General features: G+C 58.7%; 11 protein-coding genes. 7 read left to right on the top strand and 4 right to left on the bottom strand.

What is annotated here, in order from left to right; genetic code table 11:
• Positions 1-49: 49 nt before the first annotated feature.
• Genes hutH through argE form a run of 5 tightly spaced genes read left to right on the top strand, consistent with a single transcriptional unit; the run spans position 50 to position 6993 of the window.
• A complete protein-coding gene (hutH, locus tag GSQ94_RS02690; RefSeq protein ID WP_254063571.1) occupies positions 50-1585 on the top strand; it encodes a histidine ammonia-lyase in 1536 nt (511 codons plus the stop codon).
• Positions 1582-3243 carry a urocanate hydratase gene (hutU, locus tag GSQ94_RS02685; protein ID WP_158941768.1) on the top strand — a complete coding sequence of 554 codons (1662 nt, stop codon included), beginning with the start codon at positions 1582-1584 and terminating at the stop codon, positions 3241-3243. The genes hutH and hutU overlap by 4 nt, the downstream gene beginning before the upstream one ends.
• Complete coding sequence (hutI, locus tag GSQ94_RS02680) at positions 3240-4463, top strand: imidazolonepropionase (RefSeq protein WP_158941767.1); 1224 nt, start codon at positions 3240-3242, stop codon at positions 4461-4463. The genes hutU and hutI overlap by 4 nt, the downstream gene beginning before the upstream one ends.
• Positions 4460-5857, top strand: a complete 1398-nt coding sequence (locus GSQ94_RS02675; RefSeq protein ID WP_158941766.1) for a formimidoylglutamate deiminase — start codon at positions 4460-4462, stop codon at positions 5855-5857. Before hutI ends, GSQ94_RS02675 begins: the two co-directional genes overlap by 4 nt.
• A complete protein-coding gene (gene argE / locus GSQ94_RS02670) occupies positions 5857-6993 on the top strand; it encodes an acetylornithine deacetylase (RefSeq protein WP_158941765.1) in 1137 nt (378 codons plus the stop codon). The genes GSQ94_RS02675 and argE overlap by 1 nt, the downstream gene beginning before the upstream one ends.
• Before the next feature lie 20 nt (positions 6994-7013).
• Here the strand turns inward: argE and GSQ94_RS02665 are convergent, their stop codons facing one another.
• Positions 7014-8459 carry a glycoside hydrolase family 125 protein gene (locus GSQ94_RS02665; RefSeq protein ID WP_158941764.1) on the bottom strand — a complete coding sequence of 482 codons (1446 nt, stop codon included), beginning with the start codon at positions 8457-8459 and terminating at the stop codon, positions 7014-7016.
• 223 nt (positions 8460-8682) lie between these two features.
• Here GSQ94_RS02665 and GSQ94_RS02660 point away from each other — a divergent pair, with 223 nt between their 5' ends.
• Positions 8683-11031, top strand: a complete 2349-nt coding sequence (locus GSQ94_RS02660; RefSeq protein WP_158941763.1) for a GH92 family glycosyl hydrolase — start codon at positions 8683-8685, stop codon at positions 11029-11031.
• 46 nt (positions 11032-11077) lie between these two features.
• Positions 11078-12112 carry a glycosyl hydrolase family 18 protein gene (locus GSQ94_RS02655; protein WP_158941762.1) on the top strand — a complete coding sequence of 345 codons (1035 nt, stop codon included), beginning with the start codon at positions 11078-11080 and terminating at the stop codon, positions 12110-12112.
• A gap of 5 nt (positions 12113-12117) precedes the next feature.
• Here the strand turns inward: GSQ94_RS02655 and GSQ94_RS02650 are convergent, their stop codons facing one another.
• The 3 genes from GSQ94_RS02650 to GSQ94_RS02640 form a co-directional block, all read right to left on the bottom strand.
• Positions 12118-13557: an efflux transporter outer membrane subunit gene (locus GSQ94_RS02650; RefSeq protein ID WP_158941761.1), complete on the bottom strand. Its 1440-nt coding sequence runs from the start codon at positions 13555-13557 to the stop codon at positions 12118-12120.
• Positions 13554-14837, bottom strand: coding sequence for an efflux RND transporter periplasmic adaptor subunit (locus GSQ94_RS02645; protein WP_158941760.1), 1284 nt, complete (start codon positions 14835-14837; stop codon positions 13554-13556). The genes GSQ94_RS02650 and GSQ94_RS02645 overlap by 4 nt, the downstream gene beginning before the upstream one ends.
• A gap of 64 nt (positions 14838-14901) precedes the next feature.
• Entirely contained in the window at positions 14902-18078 is a 3177-nt protein-coding gene (locus GSQ94_RS02640; protein ID WP_158941759.1) for an efflux RND transporter permease subunit, read from the bottom strand.
• Positions 18079-18138: the final 60 nt, after the last annotated feature.

The following is an 18138-nucleotide window of genomic DNA, read 5'->3' as shown; positions in this document are numbered from 1 at the left end:
TCTACTGATAATGATATCTGTTTTCCGTGACTTGGCATGGTGCGTCCGAGTGATCTTCACTATGCTGCTCGATATGGTTGAACTAAATGGAAGATCGTTGACGATTGACGAAGTGGTACGGGTTGCGCGCGGAGGCGAGGCTGCTTCAATCGCGGATGGCGCTTTGACAGGCATGAAGGCTTCACGGAGCAAAGTTGATGAAGCTCTTCGCGGAGAGACTGCTGTCTATGCGCTGAACACAGGGGTTGGGCTGCTGGCGAATGTTCGGCTTGAGGCGGACGGGATTGAACAGATGCAGTTGAATCTGGTGCGGTCGCACTGCTGCGGCGTGGGTGAGCCACTTCCGGTGGAGGTAGTACGCGCGATGATGTTGATCCGGGCGAATATTCTGGCGATGGGGTTGTCGGGGATTCGGCCGGTGGTTGCGGAGCGGCTGTGCAACCTGTTGAACCATGGCGTGACGCCGGTGGTGCCGATGCGCGGCAGCGTTGGGGCGAGTGGAGACCTGGCCCCCCTGGCGCATATGGCGTTGGCGTTGATCGGGGAGGGCGAGGTTTTTTTTGCCGGAGAGCGAAGGGCGACGGCAGAGTGCCTGCGGCAGGTTGGGCTGGAGCCGTTGACGCTGCAGGCGAAGGAGGGGATCTCGCTGCTGAACGGGACACAGGCGATGCTTGCGATCGGATGTTTACAGCTACATGATCTGGATGAGCTGTTTCAATCGGCGCAGATTGCGGCAGCGCTGACGCTGCAGGCGCTGCGCGGGACGGCGGCGGCTTATGATGAGCGGCTGCACGCGGCGCGACCGCATCCGGGGCAGGTGCACAGTGCTGCTTCGCTACGCGATCTGCTGGCGGGGTCGACGCGGCATCGATCGAGCACCAGCGTTCAGGATGCCTATTGTCTGCGCTGTGTTCCGCAGGTACATGGCGCGGTGTGGGACTCGCTTCGTCAGGCAGAACGGGTGTTCGCGATTGAGCTGAACAGTGCGACAGACAATCCTCTGTTGTTCGAAGATGACTTTATCTCTGGCGGCAACTTTCATGGAGCGCCGCTGGCGTTGATACTGGATCAACTTGCGATGGCTCTCTGCCAACTGGCGGGGATCTCGGAGCGGCGAACGGAGCGGCTGATGAATCCCAGCTTGAATGAAGGGCTGCCTGCGTTTCTGGCTACGAATCCCGGGATCGAGTCGGGTCTGATGATGGCACAGGTGAGTTCTGCCGCGCTGGTCGCAGAGATGCGGGTGCTGGCTACGCCGGCTTCGGCTTGCTCGATTCCAACGAGCGGTAACCAGGAGGATTTTGTGAGCATGGGGATGACCGCTGCGCTGAAGCTGATGCAGTCTGTGGCGCACTGCAGGATGGTGCTGGCGATTGAGTGGCTGACGGCTACGCGGGGGCTGGACCTTCGCGGGGATAAGAACGTTTCGCCGTTGCTCGATTCGGCGCGGGGTGCTTTTCGCGTGGATTGCCCGGCGTGGGAGGGCGATATGGTTCTCTCTGGAATCATGGCCGCGGCGGATGGGTTTCTTGCGAAGGTTCGCTGGGCCTCGACTTTAAATGAGCAGGAGGCGGTTCACGCATGAGCTCCTATACCCCGATTCGTGCTCCCCGCGGAAACACCCGTACAGCACCTGGTTGGATTCAAGAGGCTGCGAAGCGGATGCTGATGAACAATCTCGATCCGGAGGTCGCGGAGAAGCCGGAGGAGTTGATCGTCTATGGCGGACGCGGGAAGGCAGCACGAAACTGGGAGGCTTACCATACGCTGGTGCGCACGCTGGATCGTCTGCAGAACCACGAGACGATGCTGGTGCAGTCGGGCAAGGCGGTTGCGGTGCTGGAGACGCATCCGCTGGCTCCGCGCGTGCTGATTGCGAACTCGAACCTGGTGCCGCACTGGGCGAACTGGAACGAATTTGATCGGCTGGACCGTGCGGGGCTGATGATGTACGGGCAGATGACGGCGGGCTCGTGGATCTATATCGGTACGCAAGGAATTCTGCAGGGAACGTACGAGACGTTTCTGGGAGCGGCGCAGAAGTACTTCAACGGGTCGCTGAAGGGGACGATTACGCTTACGGCCGGGCTGGGCGGGATGGGTGGAGCGCAGCCGCTGGCGGTGAAGCTGGCGGGCGGTGTGAGTATCTGCATTGAGGTGGACGAGAGCCGGATTCAGCGCCGGATTGCGACCCGGTACCTGGATGAGGTCGCGAGTTCGCTGGAGGATGCGATTGCGCGGGCGACGGCAGCCAAGAAGGAGGGCCGTGCCGTTTCGATTGGGCTGCTGGGGAATGCTGCCAAAATTCTGCCTAAGATTGTGCGGTCTGGTTTTGTTCCTGATGTGGTTACAGATCAGACGAGTGCGCATGATCCGCTCTACGGATATTGGCCGATTGCCAAAGAGGACGAAGACCTGACGGCGCAGCGTAGCCGCGAACCGGAGCGTTACCTGGAGCGGGTGCGCGGCGATATCGCACAGCACGTGCAGGCTATTCTTGAGCTCCAGCGGCGGGGTTCGATCTGCTTCGACTACGGGAACAATCTGCGGGCGCAGGCGAAGATTGCAGGAGTGAATGACGCCTTCGACTATCCGGGATTTGTTCCTGCGTTTATTCGCGATTCGTTCTGCGAGGGGCGTGGGCCGTTTCGGTGGGTTGCGCTTTCGGGCGATCCTGCCGATATTGCGGCTACGGATGCGGCTTTGCTGAAGCTCTTTCCTGACGATGCGCGGTTGAACCAGTGGTTGCCGTGGGCGGGACAGCATGTTGCGTTTCAGGGGCTGCCGGCGAGGATCTGCTGGCTGGGATATAAGGAGCGCGATAAGGCGGGGCTGCTGTTCAACCAGATGGTGCGGGATGGACGGCTGAAGGCACCGATTGTGATTGGCCGCGATCATCTGGATGCGGGGTCGGTGGCGAGCCCGTACCGCGAGACTGAGGCGATGCTGGATGGTTCGGATGCGGTCTCGGATTGGGCTCTGCTCAACTTTGCGACGGGGATTGCGAGCGGGGCGGGATGGATGAGCTTTCATCATGGAGGCGGCGTGGGCATGGGCTACAGCCAGCACGCGGGATTGGTCGCGGTGGCGGATGGCAGCGACGAGGCGGATCAACGGCTACGGCTTTGTCTGACGAATGATCCGGCGATGGGCGTGATTCGGCATGCGGATGCGGGGTATGAGAAGGCACATCGAATTGCTGCGGAGCGTGGGCTCGATATGCCGAGTGGCGTGACGAGATGAGTGAGTTACTGCTGACCGGAATCTCCGAGATTGCGACTCCGTTTGGAGAGGGTGCGAAGCGCGGAGCTGCGATGGGAGAGCTGCGAGTGGTGCAGCGGGCGGCGATTGCGATCGATGCGGGCGTTATCTCGTGGATGGGGCCGGAGCGGGATTGGAGCGGGCGCGCTGAGACGGTGATAGATGTTGGTGGGCGTGCGGTAGTTCCTGGGTTGATTGATCCTCATACTCATGCGGTGTGGGCGGGAGATCGGCTGGCGGACTTTGAGGCTCGCAGTGCGGGCGCGACCTATGAGGAGATCCTTGCTGCGGGTGGTGGAATATGGCACACGATTCGCGAGACCGCGGATAAGAGCTGCGAAGAGATGGCGGCGCTTGCGTTGCCGCGAGTGCAGGCGCTGCAACGCTCGGGGGCTACGACGATCGAGGTGAAGTCCGGCTATGGATACACGCTAGAGGCCGAGCTGAAGATGCTGGAGGCGATCCAGTTGCTGCAGGAAAGGATTGAGAGTCGCTTGGTGCCGACGCTGCTGGTCCACATCTGCCCGGAGGAGCGCGGCGAACAGAAGAGATATCGCAAGATGGTTTGCGGGGAGTTGATTCCCGAGGTGGCGCGGCGCGGACTTGCGGCCGCAGTGGATATCTTTGTTGAACGGCATGCGTGGAGTGCGGTGGATGCGAGGGTCATACTGGCGTGCGCGAAGGCTGCCGGGTTGAGCATCAAGATGCATACGGAGCAGTTTCAACGGGTGGGTGGGCTTGAGGTCGGTGTGGAGATGGGTGCTTTGAGTGTCGATCACCTTGAAGTCTGCTCGGCGGAACAGTGTGCGGTGGTGGCGAGGTCGCAGACGATTGCGACGATTCTGCCGGGCGTGAGTCTGCACCTGGGCCTGCCTGCTGCGCCGGGGCGTGCGCTGATCGATGCTGGGGCAGCGGTGGCTATCGGCACTGATTTGAATCCGGGATCGAGCCCGCTGTTTTCGACGGCGGCTGCGATGGGACTGGCGATGCGGTTGAACGGGCTGACCGCGGCTGAGGCTTTGACTGCGTGCACGGCGAATGCCTCGGCGGCGCTGGGGTTGGACGATGTGGGACGGCTGGAGGTTGGAATGCTCGCTGATCTGCTCGTGCTCGAGAGTGCTGACTGGCGGGAGCTGCCTTATACGTTGGGGCAGAGTGTGGTGCGTGAGGTCTGTGTCGCCGGACGAAGGCAGGTTGCATGAGCGTCTCTTATCAGCCGGATCTTGTTTATGTCGATGGGAGTTTTCGAAGCGGGCATGAAGTTGTTGTAGCTCAGGATGGGACGATTCTACGGGTTGGGCCGATTGCGGCGACAGAGGGCGGGGTTGGCTCGACGATTCGGCGGATGCCTGGACGGGCTCTGCTGCCTGGGATGATCGATATTCATTCGCACTCGTTTCAACGGGCACTGCGAGGGAAGGCAGAGTCGAGGCGCAGGAGCGGGCCTGACTTCTGGTCGTGGCGGAACATCATGTATCGCTGCGCGCTCGCGCTGACGCCGGAGGAGATCTACGACGTGGCGCGGATGGCATTTCTGGAGATGACGCTTGCGGGGATTACGACGGTGGGTGAGTTTCACTATCTTCATCGCACGCCGGAGGGTGAGGCGTATGCGGATCCGAATCTGCTGGCGAAGCAGGTGATTCGAGCGGCGCAGAGTGTGGGGATACGGATCGTTTTACTGCGCTGCGCTTATGTGCGCTCGGGCTTCGGGCTGCCGCCGGATGTGGGACAGGTGAGGTTTCTGGAGACGGATGCTGAGAGATTTGTGCGTGATTCTGAGATGCTGAAGCGGGAGATCGCAGCGATGTCTGCGGCGGTGAGCTTCGGGATTGCGCCGCATAGTGTGCGGGCGGTGCCGCGTGATTTCCTACGCGTGATTTCGAGTTGGGCGCAGACGCACTCGCTGTCGTTGCACATGCATGTTGCGGAGCAGCCTGCGGAGATTGAAGCCTGCGTGGCGGAGTATGGCGTTACGCCGTTTGAATTTCTGGACGAGCTAGGTCTGTTGACGCAGGACTTTACCGCAATTCATGCGATCCATCTGCAGATGGGTGAGATCGAGCGGATGGGGCGCGGAGGGATTACGGTGGGGGCTTGTCCGACGACGGAGCGCAATCTTGGGGATGGCATTCTTGATGCGGATAAGCTGATTGATGCGGGAGTTTCGATCGCGTTTGGGACCGATAGCCATACGCAGACGGATGCGCTGGAGAATGCGCGGGAGCTTGAGTCGAATCTGCGGTTGCGGCATTTGCAACGTGCGGTGCTTGATGGGAGGCAGGGGGAGCCTTTGCCGGTTTTGTTGTTTGATTTTGCTACGCGGGCTGGGGCGCGGTCGTTGCATGTGGAGGCGGGATCGCTGGAGAGTGGGAAGGCGGGGGACTTCTTTACGGTGGAGCTTTCGGAGGCTTCGATTGCGGGGAGTTTGCCGGGTGAGCTGCTGACGAATGTTGTGTTCAGTATGTCTCCGCGGGCTATCTGCGATGTGGTGATTGATGGCAAGGTCGTGGTCGAAGAGAGGCGGCATGCGTTGCAGGGGGAGATCATCGAAGCTTTTCGGCGGGTGCAGGTGCGGCTGGGGAGCGAGCTCTGATGCTGGCCCGGATGCTGCTTGAGGAGCTGGTAGCGATTCCGAGTGTTTCGTCGATGAGCAACCGGCCGGTGGTGGAGTGGATTTTGCGGGTGCTTGAACCGCTGGGGTGGCACCATCGGCTGTTTCGCTATGAAGATGCTGCGGGCGTGGAGAAGGTGAATCTGGTGGTGTCGCCGATGCCGCTGGGGGATGGTTCGATTAGTGCGGAGCTTGCTATCGTCTGCCATACCGATACGGTTCCCTTCGGCGCGGAGTGGGTGGAGGCAACGGAGCTTCGAGAGAGAGACGGGATGCTGCATGGCTGCGGGGCCTGCGATGTGAAGGGCTTCCTTGTCTGCATGCTGGCTGCAGTTTCTTCGATGAAGGCAGATGGACTGAAGAAGCGGCTGTGCCTGGTGTTTACCGCCGATGAGGAGGTGGGCTGCCGTGGGGCGCGATATCTCCTGGAGCACGATGTGATTCGTGCGCGGTATGCGATTGTGGGGGAGCCTACTTCGCTGATTCCTGCTCGTGCGGGTAAAGGGTACTGCCTGGCTTCGGTGAAGGTGACGGGGCGAGCGGCACATAGTGCTTTTCCAGAGGCTGGACGGTCTGCCATCTTTGCGGCTGGGCGTTTGCTGCGTGAGATCGAGAGCCTGGCGCAGGAGTTAATGCAGGATCGGAACGATGCGTTTGATCCAGCGTGGACCACGTTGAACGTTGGCGAGATTCGTGGTGGGACGGCCAAGAATGTTGTTCCTGCGGAGTGCTCGTTTCTGCTGGAGTGGAGACCGATTCCTACGCAATGGCCGGAGGTTGTTCTTGAGCGTCTGCAGATGATTCTTGATCGCTTCAATGCGGAGCAGGGCGCGGATGGGATTACGAGCCAGGTCGAGGTGCTGCGGATGGAGTCGGGATTTGAGACTTCGAGCGAAAGCGCGGTAATTCGGTCGGTGCTACGTGCGGCTGATTCACAGGTGCAGACGATCGCGTTTGGTACGGAGGCACCATGGCTCGCCCGGATGGGTGCCGAGGCGGTGGTGATGGGGCCGGGATCGATGCTGACTGCGCATAGCCCGAGGGAGTGCGTCCCGATTGCAGAGCTTGAGGAGTGCGTGACCATTCTGCGCAAGGCTATCGTGGATCTTTGCGGTTAGCGGTTTAGAGGCTCTGGTTGCTAGCGGAGTGTTCCGAATAGCTTGGGATTTGTGGTCGCTACGTTGGCTATGAGTTCACCGAAGAGCGAGTTTGCCCAGGCAAACCAGCTTCTGGTGAAGGTTGCGGCGTTGTTGCGATTGAAGCTCTCGTGCATGAAGCCAGATCCGGCGCTGGCATGCTTCAACATGGTGAGGGAGTGAGTAATCTCCTGATCAGACTGACTGGTGAGGGCGTAGATCGTGATGGCCATAGGCCAGATCATGTCTTTGCCTTCGTGAGGACCGCCGATGCCTTCGCCTGCAGAGCCTTGAAAAAACCATGGATTGCGCTCGCTCCAGACGAAGCTACGGGTGCGCGCGTAGAGCGCTGCGTCAGGCGAGCTGTGAATATAGGGCAGAGCGAGGAGGCTTGGGACGTTGGCGTCGTCCATGAGAATCTGGCTGCCGTAGCCGTCCACCTCATAAGCCCAGATGGTTCCCTGCGCGGTCTGCGCGAGGGCGTGCTGTTGGAGTGCTGTTTTTACCTCTACGGCTAACGCGGCTGCTTCGTTCGCCAGGGCGGAGTCGTGCAGAACCTCGTTGGCCATCTGCGCGAGATAACCGAGCACAGTGACCGCGAAGAGATTTGAGGGGACGAGGAATGGGAGGATGCAGGCGTCATCGGATGGGCGAAAGCCGGATGCGATAAGACCCACTGGGCGCACTGGCGCGCCGTATCCGTCGGCGGGAAGGGTTTCGGTCGCAATTTTGGAGGTTCGCTGGAAGTGATAGGGGCCGAGGCCGTGTTTGCGCTGCTGCGTGCGCATGGTTTCGACGATGAGCTTCATGGCGGCGTGCCAGGTCTCGTCGAAGGTAGAGGCGTCGCCTGTGGAGCGCCAGTAGCCGTAGGAGAGACGGATGGGATAGCAGAGAGAGTCGAGTTCCCACTTGCGTTCTCCGACGCCGCGTTTCATGTCGGTCGAGTCGGTTCTACTCCACTCGAGAGACGGCGCGTCGAGATTAGCCATGAATGCGTTGGCGTAGGGGTCGATGAGGATGCATCTTGCCTGCCTGCGGATGACACCCTCGAGCATTCGGCGGAGTTGTGTATCTTTTGCCGCGAGAGAGAGGTACGGCCACACTTGAGCTGACGAATCGCGCAACCACATAGCCGGAATATCTCCGGTGATGACGGCGGTGTCCGGCTTGCCTGCAAAGGTGCCGAACTCGATGGTCGTGTCAAGCGTGTTGGGGTAGCAGTTTTCAAAGAGCCAGGCCAGCTCGGGGTCGGTGATGACGCGGCTCACGTCTGAGAGGTAGGTCTCGACGGCGGCGCTGTGAAACTTCCGATCCTGCGAGGCGGAACGCCTGGAGGGGAATGACACAGGCGTGCCCGCCAGAAGAGTTGACGGTCGCAGTGTGGTGACGGCTGCGGCTGCGGTAGCGACTCGCAGCATCTCACGACGTGTGATGGTTGTGTTTGTCATTCCTGTCCACGAAAGCTTCTTTTTGAGTCTGTTGAAAGTTAAGAGGGTCGAAGATTTTCGGAAGGCGGTATCTCACAGTGCTGATTTTTTAGTTCTAATACAATCAGTATTGTGATCGAACGCTCCCTCTATTCGGTCTAGTCTACGTCAATCACTACGAGGTTGCCGCATGCGGCTGCCTTCCAGCTTCGATGATTTATAAATTCGACTTTGATGGAGCAACATGATTTCCAGAAGAACGTTCCTTGGCGGTGTCTCGGCGGTTTGTGCGGTGGGTGCAACGGAGAATAGTGCATTCGGTAAGGTCGTCCACGGTTCTGCAAAGGGTGATGCAACGTTCGACGCTGCTGCGCTGGTCGATATCAAGATTGGCACTGGGGGACATGGGCACACTTTTCCTGGAGCGACGGTGCCGTTTGGTGCGGTACAACTTAGTCCGGACACATTCAACGATCAGTGGGACTGGTGCTCCGGCTATCACATCTCAGATACGTCGATCATGGGCTTCAGCCATACACACCTGAGCGGAACTGGGTGTGGAGATCTGCTGGACTTTCTGGTGATGCCTGGGACGGGCGAGTCAAAGATTGTGCCGGGTCCGCGGAGTAATCCCGATGCTGGTTATCGTTCACGCTTTGACCACGCAGACGAGCATGCTGAGCCGGGCTACTACTCCGTATTGCTGAAGGACTATGACATTCACGCGGAGCTGACGGCCACGGAGCGCGCCGGTCTGCATCGCTACAGCTTTCCTACGGGCAAGGATGCTGCGAAGTCTGGCCACATCATCGTCGACCTGGATCACAGTTATGCCACGAACGGTCAGTCCTCCGTGGTGACGGCTTCGCTTGGCCGGCCGGCGCCGGATATGCTCGCAGGAGGACACACTACCAAGGCTTGGGGCGATGGGCGGCAGATCTTCTTCACGATGCAGTTTTCGCAGCAGCCGATGCGAGTCGTCTTCTACCAGGAGGGCGCGGAGGTTCCAGCGGGGACGCAGCCGATTACGGGCAAGTCTCTGAAGTGCGTCCTGTTCTTCGATACGGCCAAGAGCCCGGTGATTCTGGTGAAGACCGGCATCTCCGGCGTGAGCGCAGAGTCTGCGGCGAATAATTTGAAGGCTGAGATTCCAGCATGGGAGTTTGAGAAAGTTCGCCGCAGTGCGCGCGAGAAGTGGAATCAGCAGCTCACACGAATCAGCATCAAGACAGAGAACGAGACGCATCGGAAGATTTTTTATGCGGCGCTGTATCACGCTTGTGTGGGACCGTCGCTGTTCGACGATGTGGACGGACGCTACCGCGGGATGGATAAGCAGATCCATCAACTGCAGGGCGGACAGCGGAACTACACTGCGTTTTCGCTGTGGGATACGTATCGGGCGGCCCATCCACTGTACACGCTGATGACGGCGGATCGAGTGCCTGACTTTGCGAATGCGCTGATTCGCATGGCGGAGGAGAGTCCGGCGGGAATGCCTGTGTGGCCGCTGCAGGGCTGCGAGACGGGAACGATGACGGGCTATCACTCCGCTGCCGTGATTGCAGAGGCTTGTAATAAAGGCATTGCAGGTGTGGACTACGAGCGCGCTTACAAGGTGATGATGAAACGCGCGATGGTGGATGACTATCGCGGGCTGGGTTATTACCGTACGACGGGATACATTCCCTGCGATCTCGAAGAGGAGTCGGTGAGCAAGACCTTTGAGTATTGCTACGACGATTGGTCGATCGCGCATGTTGCGAAGAAGCTTGGCCATGCAGAGGATGCGACGATGCTGGTGGAGCGGTCGCGCAACTATCGCAACTACTATGACAAGTCGATCAACTTTGCACGGCCCAAGCTGGCGAATGGCGAGTGGGCTGGGCCATTCAATCCTATCGAGATGGGGACGAGCAAGAAGTGGCGCGACTTTACGGAGTCGAACTCATGGCAGACCACGTTTGGGATTCAGCATGACGCTGCCGGCCTGATTGAGATTCTTGGCGGGCAGAAGCAGTTTCTTGCGAAGCTGGATGAGTTGTTCGATCAGCCGTCGACGCTGCCGGCCGATGCTCCGCCGGATATTGCGGGACTGGTGGGCCAGTATGCGCATGGCAACGAGCCTTCGCACCATATTGCGTATCTGTATGCCTACGCGGGCCAGCCTTACAAGACGCAGGCACGGGTGCGCATGCTGATGGAGAAGATGTACGCCGCGCTTCCGGATGGGCTGCAAGGCAATGAGGATGTGGGGCAGATGTCCGCCTGGTACATCATGAGTGCGATGGGTTTCTATTCGGTCGATCCGGTGAGCGGTAACTATATCTTCGGGTCGCCGCTGTTTGACGAAGTGACAGTGAACCTCGGCAACGGAAAGAAGCTTGAGGTTGTTGCGCATCGCAAATCGGCGACGGATCAGTACCTTCAATCGGTCAACTTCAACGGCAAACCATACACGAAGTCGTGGTTTAACCATCGCGATATCGCGAACGGGGCGCGCATCGTGTTTGAGATGGGAGCTGAGCCGAATATGGAGTTTGGATCGCAGCCGGTGGATGTGCCGCCTTCGTTGACGCTGGAGGGCGCTTAACGGTTTGCCTTTTCCTGTTTGCTTTAGCTCTTGAAGTGAGGCCTCGATGACGAAGTTTTTGCTCTGCCTATTTCTTGTTGTGCCAACTGTCTTTGCGCAGACCAAGACGTTGTTTTATATGACTGATCATCCGGATTCGGTTCGCGACTTCATGGAGCATCAGACCAAGATCGATATCATCGTGCCGACCTGGTATGGTGTGGATGCGAATGGGCTGGTGTACGGCGAGCCGGATCCGAGCGTTGTGCGCGTGGTGAAGCAGCGCCACATCTCGCTGGTTCCCATTGTCGCGATCTTCGACAAGACCGGAGTCCACTCGCTGCTAACCAGCGACAAAGCGCAGACGGCGCTGATCGGGTCGCTGATCTCAGAGTGCAAGCAGAATGGCTATGACGGCTTTCAGCTGGACTTTGAAGATATCTCGTGGACCGACAGGGATGCGCTTACGGCTACAGTGAAACGCATTGCCGACGCGATGCATCGAGAGCATCTGCAACTGCAGATTGCCGTGGTTCCGAACGCGCCTGGTCATCCTGGTCACGGCGCTTTCAGCAGGTGGATCTTCGCGGACTGGCGCGGCGTGTTTGATCTGAAGGCGATTGGCGAATCCGTGGATCTGCTGTGCCTGATGACTTACGATCAGCACACGCGATGGACGACTCCGGGACCAGTGGGCGGGTGGATGTGGACGAATGAGAATCTGGAGTATGCTCTGAAGTTTGTTCCCAAGGAAAAGCTGTCGCTCGGGATCGCGCTTTATGGCTATCACTGGTACGCCGGTGACCCAGGCGCAAACGACAAGGATCAGAAGCCAAATATCACTGCCGACTATATCAGCGCGATCGACTCTCAGACGTTGCGCGATACCTACAACGGCCAAGAGCAGTGGGACTCACAGGATCACACTGCTTACTTCTTTTTCTATCGCGACCAGATGAGAGAGTGGATCTTTTACACCGAGAAGCGTGGCTTCGCCGATCGTTACAACCTGGCCAAGGAACAACATCTGCAGGGAATCTGCGCGTGGGTTCTGGGCCAGGAGGATAGTGCGATCTGGAGTGTTCTGCTGGAGCGACCTTAGCAGCTCTAGTTGGATGGAAGTTGAGCGGAGTTCCAGCCTCCACCAAGCGCCATCTGAAGTTGCGTGCTTGCTACGATGCGGCGCGAGACCAGGGAGGCAGCCGCACGCTCGTCTGTCAGCTCTATGGTCTGGTTTGTCAGCACTTCCAGATACGGGGCGAGACCGCGCTTGTAACGAAGGGTTGAGAGCTGCGTGCTCTTCTTCGCGGCGTCTACCGCTTTGGCCTGCACGGTTGCCTCCTGCTCCAGGACTCTAAGTGCTGAGAGCTGGTCTTCGACGTCACGAAACGCGGAGAGAACCTGTTCGCGATAGAGCGCGGTGGCCTGCTCGCGCTGGGCTATGGCTAAGTCCATCTGAGCTTTTCTGCGGCCGGCGTCGAAGAGAACTTCGTTGGCCGTTGGGCTGGCGTTCCACTGCGTACTGGTTGAGTTGAAGAGATTGCTGATGGTGGAGCTTTGGATGCCACCACTGGTGCCGAGGAAGACGGTGGGGTAGTAGGCAGCCTTTGCGACGCCGATCAAGGCATTGGCGGAGGCGACGCGACGCTCTGCTGCTGCTATGTCTGGGCGCCTCTCAAGCAGTTGCGAGGGCAGACCGGTGGGGATGCTGGGAGGATCGCCGGTTAGTGTGCTCTCTGCAATGTGGAAGCCGGTTGCAGGCTCTCCGACGAGCACGGCGATTGCATGTTCGAACTGCTCACGCTGAACGCCGAGATCGATGAGTTGCGCGCGAGTCTCTTCCAGCTGGGCCTTCGCCTGCTGGACGTCGCTATCGGAGCTGAGGCCGCCCCTGAGCCGGTCCTGTGTGAGCTGCAGGGTTTCGGTAAATGCATCGAGTGTCGACCGGAGAAGCTGTGCCTGCAGGTCGATTCCTCGCAGTTGGAAGTAGGTGAAGGCGAGCAGTCCCTGGAGGCTAAGCCGGGTGTTGGCGAGGTCAGCCGAAGTGGCCTGCGCGTTGGCCGCGCTTGATTCGATCTGTCTGCGGATACCACCCCAAAGATCCGGCTCCCACGAGATGTTGAGCGGGATGAGGAAGTCGGAGTAGGTTAGAGCTGCATTGTTCGGCCTTGAGGGTGCGTTGTCCGAGGCGCGATTGCGTGACCATGCCGCTCCTATTCCGACGGTTGGGTAGAGAGCGGATTTGTTCTCACGGACGAGATCGTGGGCTTGCTCATAGACATGCAGCGCGGCGGCGATATTCTGGTTCGCCGTTGCGCATTGCTGCTCGAGGTCATTCAACTTCTGATCCTGATAGACGGCCCACCACATGCCGCGGTCAACTCCGTCAGCGGGTTTGGCTGAAGACCAGTCGCCGTTGTGACCGTCATCGCTGAAGGCGGGCGGAGCAGGCATGGAAGGGAGTTTATAGTTTGGTCCCACTTTGCATCCGGCAAGCGCGAAGACGCCTAGCATCGCACCGCTAACCGATAGGCTGCGAAGTTTCATCGCTTCGCCTCCGCCGCCGGTTTCTGATTGGTGCTTGGGGTGATCACACGAACTTCTTCTCCATCCGCGAGGGAGTCAGATGGGTTACCGACAATGGATTCGCCTGGCTTGAGTCCAGCCAGCACCTCGACGGTCGCGCCGAAGTCACGCCCTGGAGTGATTGGAACCATGTGGATGCGATGGCTGGCATCGACGGTAGCGACGCGCAGACCTTCCGGCTCCAAGATCAGGGCTCCTACCGGGACGATCAAAGCGGGCGCCCCGCTCGACACGCTGAGATGAACCTCGGTGTAGCTTCCTGGAAGAAGCTCGCCGGAGCGATTATCCACGTCCACCTCTGCGAGCAGGGTGCGGGTTGCAGGGTCGACAGCATCCGACGAACGCACCAGTTTGCCGGTAAAGGTGCGGCCCGGGTACTGCGGCAGAGTGAGTTTCGCTATTGTGCCGTTCTTCGCATCCGGCGAGTACACCTGCGGGACGTTGATGAAGACGCGGAGAGTGTGAACGGCAGAGATATCGAAGATCTCTTTATTCCCTGAGATTGCTCCGCCTGAGGTGGAGGTGCTTCCAGTCGTCGTAATGAGTTGGCCGATGTCGAGATTTCGTGCAGTGATGACACCATCGAAGGGCGCGACAATTCGCTCGAAGGAGACAAGCTCTTCAAGCCTCTGCACGTTCGCCTGAGCGGAGGCGACCTGGGTGTTTCTAGCCTCCAACGCCTGGGTGGCATTGTCAGTATCCTGCTGCGAGACTGCGTTGCTGCCTATGAGATCGGTGTACCGGTCCGCTGTTACCTTCGCAATGCCAGAGTTGCTCTTTGCTGTCGCGAGATCTGCCTTTGCGGAGGCGAGCTGTTGATCGAGCTCGGGGGTTTCGATCACGGCGAGTAGCTCCCCCTTATGAACCGGGGTTCCAATGTCGTGATACCAGGCTTTGACGTAGCCGGTGGTCCGCGCATAGATCGGCGCCAGGGCAAAGGCCTGAATGTTGCCGGGCAGTACGATCTCCTGCGCGCTCTTCTGCAGGACCGGCTGCTCGAGCGTGACCGTGGGGGCCGAGGTGTTATCGGTGTAGTTCCTCAACTCAGCGCTCGCATGCTTGCGCGTTATGACTCCGAAGATGCCGATGACTACAGCCACGACCAGCACGATCACGACCATTGAGAGTAGCGATCCACGCGAGATCTTTTGCGGCTCATGCTTTGCCGTCTCCGAGCCACTTGTGCCCGCCTGCGTCTTGTCTGTGCTTTGACCAAAGCTGTTCTGCTCGTTGGCGCTCATTACCGTGTCTCCCAATGCGCCACTGGCGCGGTGTTTCTTATATTGAATGACCTTGACTCGTTCACTAGGCGTCCTCCGACTCCAGTTCCGGCGACACGGGAGGAAGATCGTTACGATGCATGAACGAAAAGAAGACTGGAACGAAGGTTAGCGTTCCAAAGGTTGCCAGTGACAGACCGCCTATGACGGCGCGGCCCAGCGGAGCGTTTTGCTCTCCACCGTCACCAAGCCCCAAAGCCATCGGCACCATGCCGATAATCATTGCCAGCGCGGTCATAATGACTGGACGGAAGCGGGTGAAGCCCGCGGAGAGTGCGGCATCCAGCGCGGTCATGCCCAGATCCATCTGCTCTTTCGCGAAGCTGACTACGAGGATCGAGTTTGCAGTCGCGACACCGACGCACATGATTGCACCGGTCAAGGCGGGGACGCTAATGTGGGTGCCGGTGATGAACAGCAGCCAGACGATTCCCGCGAGAGCGCCGGGGAGAGCCGCGATGATGATGAAGGGATCGAGCCAGCTTTGAAAGTTGACGACGATGAGCGCATAGACGAGGACGATCGAAAACAGCAGACCGTAGACGAGACCTGTGAAGGAGGTATGCATCGTCTGTACCTGCCCGCGTACATAGATTTCGGTTCCGCGAGGCAGATTCCCTTTGCTGTCTTTGACCATCTGCTCAATCCTGGTGGAGACGCTGGAAAGATCAGTGCCTTCCACCGAGCCGTAGATGTCGATGACAGGCCGGGCGTTGTAGTGGCTTACGGTACCTTGCTCGGCGCCTCTTGTGATCGATGCGAGGTTGCCAAGGATCTGGGGCTGCTGCGTCGTGCCGTTGGTTGCGATGGGAAAGTTTTCCAACTGTTGCAGGCTTTGCACGTTGTACTGCGGAGTCTGCACCGCAATGTTGTAGCTGACGTGGTTTTGCGGATTGAGATAGAACGTGGGGTTCGTTTGAAAGCTGCCGCTCAGACTAGTAAGCACGCTTACGGCGACGTCTCGCTGGCTGTAGCCGACTTGCTGGGCGCGAGTTCGATCGACATCGATCGTCCATATCGGAAGATTGAAGGGCTGTTGAATGCGGAGATCGGTGGTTCCCGGGATGTGACTGATCTGCTCCAACATCTTTTCCGCTACGGCGCGGTTTTGTCTCACTTGCTGACCGACTACCTGGATGTCGATCTGCGCAGGCAGACCGAAGTTGAGGATCTGACTGACGATGTCGGTTGGCAGATAGTAGAAGCTGGTACCTGGAAACTGCTCGGTCAGCTTATCGCGCAAAGCGTGAGTGTAGTCTGCCGTGGGATGATGCTTTTCTGAGAGCGAGACCAGGATGTCAGCATCGGCAGTGCCGACGGGTGCGGAGTTCGAGTAAGAGAGATTCAGACCCGAGTATGGAATCCCGATGTTATCGATGATCGAGGTCACCTCAGCTTTAGGGATCTCGCCGCGAATGACATCTTCGATTTGATCGCATAGCCTTGCGGTGTCTTCGATGCGGGTGCCAGTGTGAGCGCGAACGTGGAGCTTGAACTGACCTCCGTCGACCGAGGGGAAGAAGTCCTGACCTAGCCAGGGGTAGAGCAGGACGATCGACGCGATCCAAAAGGCAACGATGGAGAAGAGAAAGGTGAGCCGGTACTCGAGACAGATGGTAAGCAGGCCGTGGTACCAGTTGCGAAGTTTCTCGAAGTATCGCTCAAAGGCGAGCTGAAACCGGACCAGAGGGTTGCGGCTGGTATGAGGAGAAGCTGTCTCGTCATGCGGTTTGAGCAGATACTTCGCCATGGTCGGAACGATGGTTCGCGACAGGAAGTACGACGCGAGCATGGCGAAGACTACTGCTTCGGCTAGAGGAACGAAGAGGTATCGTGCTACGCCACCGAGAAGGAACATTGGCACGAAGACGATGCAGATGGAGATCGTGGAGACGAAGGCAGGAACTGCGATCTGGGCGGCGCCATCGAGAATTGCCTGTTCGACCTCTTTACCCTCCTCGAGATTTCGATTGATATTTTCGATTTCGACGGTCGCGTCATCGACGAGGATGCCGACTGCTAGAGCGAGACCGCCAAGGGTCATGATGTTGATGGTTTCGCCCAGAGCCGCGAGCATCAACAGAGAACAGATCACCGATAAGGGAATGGAGACGGCGATGATGATGGTCGAACGCCAGCTTCCGAGAAAGATCAGAATCATCGCGGCGGTCAGACAGGCGGCGATGATGGCTTCGCGCACAACACCGCTAATCGCTCCGCGAACGAAGACCGATTGGTCGGCGATGGGCTGAATGCGAAGCGCGGGTGGCAGCTGCGCCGCGATGAGAGGGAGCTGCGCCCGGACGTCCGAGATGATGTCGAGGGTTGAAGCGTTGCCCGTCTTCTGAACCGTCATCAACGAGGCACGTTGCCCGTCTACTCGGACGATGTTCGTCTGAGGAGGAAAGCCGTCGCGGACATTGCCGATGTCATGGATGTAGATGGTGGCGCCATTGACTGTTTTGATGGGCAGATTGTTCAGAGCAGCGATCGAGCTGGGGGCGCTATTGGTCTCCACCTGATAGTCCACGTGCCCCATCTTCATGTCGCCGGCTGGAAGAATGATGTTTTGCGTTGAGATGGTGTTTACGATGTCCGAGGCTGAGAGCCCATAAGCCTGCAGCTTCTGGGTATCGACATCGACCTGTATCTGGCGCTGCTTTCCTCCATAAGGAAATGGCATGGAGGCGCCCTGGACAGTCGCCAACTGGGTGCGGATGAAGTTGGTTCCGAAGTCGTTCAGCTGCTGCTCACTCAAGCCCTGACCGGATAGACCGAGCTGCAGTACCGGCACGCTCGACGCACTGTACTGGATGACCAGAGGAGGCGTGGTGCCCTGTGGATACTGGCGAAGCGCTGTCTGCGCGATGGCGGTGACTTGAGCCACGGCCTGGGAGATGTTAACGGAGGGGCGAAAGAAGACCTTGACGACGGAGACGCCGTTCAGCGTCTGCGACTCGGTGTGGTCGATATCGTTGACGACTGTGGTCAAATTTCGTTCGAAGGGGAGAACGATTCGATCTGCTAACTGCTCCGGTGACAGACCCGCATAGTTCCACACGATGGAGACCACGGGAATATCGATATTCGGAAAGATATCGACCGGCGTCCGGAGCATGACGATGGGGCCGATGATAAACAGCAGCAGCGATAAGACAACGAAGGTATATGGTCTCCTAAGCGCGAGACGAACGATCCACATCAAAGCTCCTTGAGACGATACTTTTCTTTTGTTGCAATGAAAGCGTGGGTTTTATAAGCG

The sequence above is a fragment of the Granulicella sp. S190 genome (assembly GCF_009766095.1).
In the GTDB taxonomy this organism is placed as follows: Bacteria; Acidobacteriota; Terriglobia; order Terriglobales; family Acidobacteriaceae; genus Edaphobacter.
This window is presented reverse-complemented; position numbering and strand designations above follow the sequence as displayed.